This window comes from Nocardiopsis suaedae, assembly GCF_027706745.1.
GTDB classification, from domain to species: Bacteria; Actinomycetota; Actinomycetes; order Streptosporangiales; family Streptosporangiaceae; genus Nocardiopsis_A; species Nocardiopsis_A suaedae.
Genome location: NZ_JAQFWP010000012.1, coordinates 124,051 through 131,603 on the forward strand (window position 1 = coordinate 124,051; position 7,553 = coordinate 131,603).

Below are 7,553 nucleotides of genomic sequence, written 5' to 3' on the forward strand. Positions count from 1 at the left end.
CGCGAACTCTACGCGAGCTCTCCGCGCGCGCGAGGCGGGGCCGGAAATGGCCACGAGAAACACGTGAACATTGCCGGGCCCGCACATCCGTGGCTACACTCGCGCCAGCGGCGGCCCGAGGAACCATTACCGGGGGGACCGTGGAGGGCCGCGCATCGATGGGGGGCTTTCGATGAATGTGAATGTCAGCCCGTACGTCCTCTACCGGAGGAACCGGCTGCCATTCTCCGAACTGGCCGGCGTCGGCATTCCCGGCACCTGGGCGGGCGTCGACGAGGCGGACGCGCTGCGCGCCGAGGCCGCCCGGCTCGCCGAAGGGCTGTCGGAGCGGTTGGGCGCGGCGGTCCCCCTGGCCGAGGGCCGGGTGCGCACCGAACTGGTCAAGCTGAGGCGCGACGTGCACAACGGGCGGCTCGACGGAGCGGCCGACCGCCTGCGGTACCTCGACGAGCGGCTCGACGGCCTCCTGGACGGGTCCGTCCTGCGGACCCTCCGGGAGTGGTCGGAGCTCGGCGAGCGCGCGCGAAGGCGCGACCGGGAGGCGCTCGAAGCGTTCGACGCCGAGAAGGACACCGCCGCCAAGGTCCTCGCCGCCCTGTTCGAACACGACTCCATCGCCAAGAGCATCCAGCTCTCGGGGCGCCGGCTCTACCAAGAGCTGTGCGGATTCGCCGCTCAGGGGGCCGGGGCCTACAAGCCGAGCAAGGCCCGGAAGCTCGAGTCGACGCTGGTCAACTTCGCCTACCGGGCGAGCGTCAAGCCCTCGCCGTTCGGGCGCTTCACCGAGGTGGGCGCCTTCCCCGCCGACCTGCCCGCGCGCGCCGGGCCGGGGCCACAGGAGCCCCCGGAGCCGTCGGAGCCATCGGTGGCCACGCTGAGCCGGTTCCTGCTGAACTGGGTCGTCAGCGCCTTGGCGCAGGTGCCGGGAGGGCTGGAGCTGGGCGTGTTCCTGCTCAACTCCACCGTGCAGGAGGACGAGGGCGCGGTCAGGTTCATCGGGACGGCCGCGGACGCCTCGGGGGTCGCCCGCGCGGGCGACCAGGTGGTGCGGATCAAGCGCGACCGCGTCGTGGCACGCCTGATGGAACTCCTGGGCGACGGGCCGGTCCCCGGCGGCGACGTGCTGCGGGAGCTCGCCGCGGTCGCCGGTTCCGAGGCCATGGCGCGGCGGATCACCGCGGCCCTGATGCGCACCGGCATGCTGTTCTTCCGGGTCCCCATCGACGACCAGGACCCGGACTACTCCCGCCTGCTCAGCGACCTCCTCGACCAGGGGACCACCGACCAGACCAAGGCGGTGGCGCAGGCGTACGCCGCGCTCACGGAAGCCGAGTCCCGGTTCCCCGGCGCCTCCGCCGGCGAACGCGACGGGCTCCTGCGGTCGGCGTACGACGCGATCGCCCGCATCTCGGAGCTGTGCGGGGCACCGACACCCCCGGACGCCCTCATGCGTGCGCCGGTGTACGAGGACGTCCCGACGCGCGCGCTGCCACAGGTCTGGGACCCGGACTCCGTATCCCGGAACCTCGACGCCCTTGACAGCCTGTGGCGGTTCTCCTCGCTGCTCGACGTCGGCCAGACGAAGCGGCTCGGGCTCTATTCGTTCGCGGTGCGCCGCTTCGGCGACCGCGAAGACGTCCCCTTCCTGGACTTCTGCGCCGCCTTCGCCCAGCTCTCCGAGCGGGAGCAGTGGGGCGTGCTCACCGGACGCGGCTCCGAAGCCGCGGACCGCTACGCCGGGCAGCGCGACGGCGCCCTCCGGGACCTGCGCGCACGGATGGCCTCCGAGGACGGGGTGGCCCACCTGGACCCCGCCGATGTGCGGGCCGCCTGCGACCGGGTGGAGGACGCCGCCGATCCGCGGTCGGTCACCTTCCGCCTGCAGTTCGCCGCCGACCCCGGCGGCGGCCGGCCGCGGCCGGTGGTCAACGGCGTGTTCACCGGGTACGGCGCCTTCTACTCGCGCTTCGGCGGATTCGTCACCGGCTCGGGGGCCGACGGCTGGGCCCTGCGCCCGGCGCTGCGCGACCACCTCGCCCGGGCGTTCCCCGACCAGGTGGACCTGCACGCGGTCCTGGGGTTCAACTTCAACCTCCACCCGCCGCTGACCGAGCGGGCGGTGCTCTATCCGGGGAGCATGGCCGACCCGGCGGGGGACGGCGGGCGGCGGCTCGTGCCCCCGGCCCGGATCCGGCTGCGCATCGACCACGCGTCCCGCTCCCTGGAGGCCTGGGACGACGAGCACGGCGCACCTCTGGACCTGCTCCCGATGAACTTCCTGCTGCCGGTCGGCGCCCCGCTGGTGTACCAGCTCCTGGAGGCCCTCAGCCCGACGACGCTGTACTCCTGGCAGCCGGTGGCCGACCTGCGCGAGCCCGGCCGGTTCCCCTCCTTCCCCGAAGGGTTCGACCGCTTGGAGGTCGGCGGCGTCGTCGCCGACCGACGGACCTGGAACTACGCCGCGGAGGAGGTCCCCGGCCTCGGCGGCCTGGCCAAGGACTCCTTCGACGACCTGGTCCGGTTCGACGCGTGGCGGCGCTCCCAGGGGCTGCCGCGGCACGCCTTCGTCCTGTGCCAGACCCTGTCCGAGTTCAACACGCTGACCGGGCGGGACTCCGACTTCTCACCGGACTGGTCCGACCTGTCGAGGCTCAACAGGGCGAGCGTGCACAAGCCCATGTACGTCGACTTCAGGAACCCGTTCCTGGTGCGCAGCCTCGCCCGGTCCGCCCTGTCCCGGCCGGACGTCTTCGTGTCCGTCCGCGAGTGCCTGCCCTCCGTCGAGGACTACGCCGCCGACCGGCGCGCGAGCGCCGCCGAGGAGTACTTCGTTGAGCTCTACCGAGACCGGTCCTGACGCGGCGGCGGCGCGGGAGGACGGCGGGCGCACGTGGTCCGTCCTGCACGCCCACCTCCCCCCGACGGCGCAGTCCCGTTTCCTCAGTGAGGCCGTGGCCCCCTACGTCGAGGAGCACGGGCTCCGGGGCCGCTTCTTCTTCCTGCGCTATTGGAAGGGCGGGCCGCACATCCGGCTGCGGTTCGACGACCGGGAGGCGCCCGACCCGGAGCGCGCAGGGCGCTTGGCCCGGGCCGTCCCCGACTTCGGTCAGGACCTGCGGGACGAGTACGACGGCCAGGCCGGGTACCAGGCCGAACTGGCCCGGCTGGAGGGGGAGGAGGCCGCCGGGGTCCGCCCTCTGGGGACCGTGGAGCCCGCCGTCTACCGGCCCGAGTACGGCAAGTACGGCGGCCCGGAGGGGATCCGGATCGCCGAGGACCTGTTCTGCGCCACCTCGGCCGCGGTCCTCGACGTGCTGGCGGTGCGCGGGGCCCGGTCGACGGGCGGCCCACCGGTCGGCGAGTCGGTCCGGATCATGGCCATGTCCCTGCGCGGTGCGGGCCTGGACTCCGACGCCATGGTCGCGTTCCTGCACGAGTACGAGCACTGGTGGCGGCCGTTCGTCCCGGAGGGGGCCGACCGCGGCTGGGACGGGATGTACACCAAGGCGCGGGACGGCCTGCGGGACATGTGCGGGCCGATCCTGGACGGTGCCGCGGCCGACGCCTTCCACGACGCCTACGCGGAGGCGGCCGCCCGCGCCCGCACGGTCGCCGGCCTCCCGCCCGGCGCCCCGGCGGCCGGGATCGCGCTCCCCGGCGCCGCCTTCCGGGACTGCCTCTCCCATTATCTGCACACGACCAACAACCGCCTGGGGCTTTTTCCGGCGGGTGAGGCGCTGGCCGCGCGCCTGATGCGGCGCTGCATCGAGGAGCTCTGACCGATTCCCTGAATTAATTCCCTGAGGCGGGCGCGGAAATCCGTCCGCCACGCCGCCCCGGACCCGGAAAACCGGTTCCGGTCATTTTTCGCGCCCTCCCCCGGCCCAGAGGCCGCCCCCCCGGCGCGCGGACACGAAAAAGGCCGCCGCCGGTTTCACCGCACGCCCGAAAAGGGGCGCACGACCGGCGGCGGCCGAAACCGCCCCGCCTATCAGGTCGAGGAGGAGGAGGAGCTGCAAGCGCAGCCGGTCGTGGTGCACGACGCGGCCATCACCTGCGAGAGCGCCTCGTCGGACTGCTCGGTCTCGTTGAGCAGGTCGGAGATCTCGACAGCACTCAGGTCGATCTCAGCGGCGTTGGTCTCGCTCATTCGGATCACCCCCCTTCGCGATTACATAATGGACACTACCACGCCCCTTCCGAATGGCAACACCTTTCATACGGCCAATCAGACCATTGGACCCGAAAGCCACAGGGGGCCGAACACGCACCCCTCGGACCGATACCCGGTAAAACCGCAGGCAGGCGGCAATGGGGCGGCATGAAACCCACCCCGGCGGTGGATTTTAATTAAATATGGCCTAAAAAGCGCAGGTGAGACGGGAATTGCGAGGCCGGGCGCGCCGCCATTCGCGATAGAAAACCCCAGGAAAGCGCCGGTACCGGAGTCGGAACGTGAATCATTCACATGCGCGGCTCGGATCGGCGGCCGCCGCCCGTGGCCGGATCAGGCCAGTGGGGCGGGTGCGACGGGCACAGCGGCCGCTAGGCCCGTGCGGCGGCGCGCAGGCGCCGGCCACGGGCGCCGGGAAGCGCCAGATGGCCCTTGGTCACCAGGTGGAAGCGCTCCAGGCCGGGGCACTGGATCTGGACCACGGTGGTGCCGTGCTCCAGGACGGCCAGCTCCCGCGCCAGCACCCGGTGGCCCGCGTCCGCCAGCCGCTCGACCACGGCCGCGCGCTGCGCCGCCACGCCGGTCCCCTCCGGGACCGCGTCCGGCGGGGCGCCGACGGTCGGCGCCTCGGCCAGGCGGTCGGCGAAGTCCAGGTGCGCGCAGGCGAGCAGGCGCGGGTGCCCCCGCAGGCGGCGGCGCACGCCCGCGGCGATGTCGTGGTCGGCCACCAGCCGGTCGAAGGTGGGGTGCTCGGCGGGGCGTCCGTCGTCGTCGGCCCGGGGCCCCTCGGCGACCTGGTCATCGACCACCCGCGCCAGCAGCTCGCCCTGGACGAACTCGGTCAGCGCGCGGTCCACCGCGGTCGCGCCGGACAGGGACGCGCCCATCCCGTAGTAGCGGGCCGCGCCGCCCGCGAGGCCGGGGGCGTAGGCGAGGGCGACCGGCACCCCCAGGTCGGTGGTGAGGTCGAGGACGGCCACACGGGCGCCGACGACCTCCTCGGCGTGCCGCAGCCGGGCGCGCGCAAGGTCCGGGAGCGCCCCGGGGTCCACGGTGCCGGGCATCGGCCCGCCGTCGTAGACCGAGCGCAGCAGGAAGAGGGAGAAGGCGTCGCGCTCCACCCACTCGTTGAGCGCGTGCAGGGCCGCCTCGTCGAAGGTCGCGCCGATGGCGCACCCGCTGTTGACGCTGTAGCCCATCGCGTGCGCGTAGTCGGCGGTGTCGCCCAGCTCCGCCCGGTAGCGCGCCATGCCCGCGGTCGGGACGGGGTACCAGGGCGCCCACAGGTACAGGGGGACGTCGGCGCCGGGGCCGCCGTCGAGCCCCTGGTAGGGCAGCACGGCGACGCGGGCGCCGTCCTGGGCGGCGAGGTCGCCCACCGCGCGGTCGCGGGCGAACGGACCGTGCGCGAGGTCCGCGGCCGGGGCGGTCCCGGGGCCCAGGGCGTCGAGGATCCCGGGCCCGGTCAAGGCGTGTTCGACCGCCTCGTACTCGGCGCCGACCAGGGCGGGGGCGTGCGCCCCCTTGCCGCTGCCGAGGCCGTAGGGCACCTCGGTGCCGTCGGGGGCCCACAGCTCGCACTGGGCGGCGGTGGGCAGGTCGGGGTCGCCGCCGGTGAGCACGCGGTGCCGCGCCCGCCAGCCTTGGGCGGCGATGTCGGCCCTGATGCGCCGGCGCGCCTCGTCGAGGCCGAGTTCACGCTCGGAGGCGCCCGGCCACAGGGGCGGGCGCCCGGAAGGGGCCGGGGCCGGGGACGCGCCCCCGTCCCCGGCCACCGCGACCCACTCAGACCTCAACGGTCTCCATGTCGGCCGCCTCGTCCAGCTCCTGGATCTGGAGTTCGACGTCTTCCACGTGGTCGACCGAGACCGTCAGGTCGTATCCCGCACAGGCCATGGGAACCTCCTCGGTTCGAGGCGATGGACGTATGGCGTACGCCACACGCGTGCTTTTGTACCGCATGGGCGAGGGGGTGTCACTGGTCCCGTTTCAGGAAATTCGTTCCGTGACGGACCTTCGCCCTTCGGTCCGGACCCCGCCCTGGCAGACTCGCGCCATGACGACCTCCGGCGGCGGCCTGTTCTCCCGTATCGAAGCCCTGGTGGGCGACGCGTGGACGCTCGCGGCGCTGGCCGCCGCGGTCTCCGCCGAGCTATCCGGCGAAGGATTGGGCGAGGAGCACGGTGCGCTGCTGGGCGCCGCCGGGTTCGCCGAGCGGACCGACCGGGGGTGGCGGCTGCTGCCCGAGCACCGCGAGGCGCTGCGGGCGCGGAGCGGCGCCGGGGCCGTTCCCGGCCGTCTGGCGCGGATGCTGCGGTTGGCCGCCGACGCCGCCGAGGGGGTGCCCGAACAGGTCGAGGACGGCGACGAGGTGCTCCTCGCCGAAGGGAGGGTGTCGGGCGAACGGGTCGTCCGCCTGCTCGACCTGGCGGCCCGGCACGACCCCGGCCTCAGAGGGCTCGCGGAGCACCCAGGGCCGCGCTTCTTGGACATCGGCACGGGCGTGGGCGGCGTGGCGGCGGCCCTGGCCGAGCGTTTCCCGCACGGACAGGCGGTGGGACTGGACACCGACCCGAGGATGGTGCGCCTGTCCGAACGCCACCTTGAGGCACGCGGAGCGGCCGGACACCGGACCGGGCACGAGGCCGCCGGACACGGGACCGCCGACCCCGCCGAGGCCCGCCCAGCCAACGCGGCCGACACGCCTGACAAGGTCGGCGACACCACCGAAACCGCCGTGCCCGACATGGCCGACCGCGTCGAGATCCGCTTGGCCGATGCCGCCGACCTGGCCGAGGAGGCCTGCTACGACCTGGTGTGGCTGCCGCTGTCGGTGTTGTCACCGGAGGCGGCGGCCGCGGCGCTCCCGCGCGCGGCGAGGGCCCTGCGCCCTGGGGGCCGCCTGTTGGCGGCAACGGCCCTGCGCGAAGCTCCCGAGGGCGTCCGCGACGGGGTGATCGCCTGGAGGATGTCCTTGCGCGGCGTCACCCCGTGGCCTCCGGGGGAGGTGGTCACCCGGTTGGAGGGGGTCGGCCTCACAGCAAAGGAGATCCCGACGGCGCCCACGTCGGTGGCACTCGTGGTGGCCCATCTACCAGAGTGACCACTCGGCGGGGCGGCACGGCAGGTACCCCGCTCGCGGGCCTCGGCCGGGCAGCGGACTCCTCGCGCCCCGGGCCGACGGGCGGCACGGGAGGTGCCCCGCTGACGGACCCCGGCCGAGTGGTGGGCCGCCGGGGTGCAGGGTGGATGGCGGCGACGACGGAGGTCAGCGGGCCTTGGGGTGGTGCTGTCGGGTGCCGGGCGTGTGCGTGGTCGCGGTGGATGGCGGCGACGGCATGAGCGGGGCGCTTCCCCGGGCCTGCCTGCCGTCCGGCGG

The 7,553-nt window shown here is 74.0% G+C and carries 5 protein-coding genes; 3 read left to right on the top strand and 2 right to left on the bottom strand.

The annotated features are described in order from the left end of the window. The first annotated feature begins 172 nt into the window (after positions 1-172). Positions 173-2,857, top strand: a complete 2,685-nt coding sequence (locus O4U47_RS09120; protein WP_270677230.1) for a lantibiotic dehydratase — start codon at positions 173-175, stop codon at positions 2,855-2,857. After that, positions 2,832-3,779 (top strand): thiopeptide-type bacteriocin biosynthesis protein, encoded by a 948-nt coding sequence (locus tag O4U47_RS09125; RefSeq protein ID WP_270677231.1) that lies wholly within the window; start codon positions 2,832-2,834, stop codon positions 3,777-3,779. Before O4U47_RS09120 ends, O4U47_RS09125 begins: the two co-directional genes overlap by 26 nt. 212 nt (positions 3,780-3,991) lie before the next feature. On the opposite strand, the gene O4U47_RS09130 is transcribed toward O4U47_RS09125, so the two are convergent. Both O4U47_RS09130 and O4U47_RS09135 read right to left on the bottom strand, forming a co-directional pair. Beyond that, a complete protein-coding gene (locus tag O4U47_RS09130; protein WP_270677232.1) occupies positions 3,992-4,150 on the bottom strand; it encodes a thiocillin/thiostrepton family thiazolyl peptide in 159 nt (52 codons plus the stop codon). A gap of 395 nt (positions 4,151-4,545) precedes the next feature. After that, positions 4,546-5,970: a YcaO-like family protein gene (locus O4U47_RS09135; RefSeq protein WP_270677233.1), complete on the bottom strand. Its 1,425-nt coding sequence runs from the start codon at positions 5,968-5,970 to the stop codon at positions 4,546-4,548. 260 nt (positions 5,971-6,230) lie between these two features. Here O4U47_RS09135 and O4U47_RS09140 point away from each other — a divergent pair, with 260 nt between their 5' ends. Next, positions 6,231-7,277 carry a class I SAM-dependent methyltransferase gene (locus tag O4U47_RS09140; protein ID WP_270677234.1) on the top strand — a complete coding sequence of 349 codons (1,047 nt, stop codon included), beginning with the start codon at positions 6,231-6,233 and terminating at the stop codon, positions 7,275-7,277. Positions 7,278-7,553: the final 276 nt, after the last annotated feature.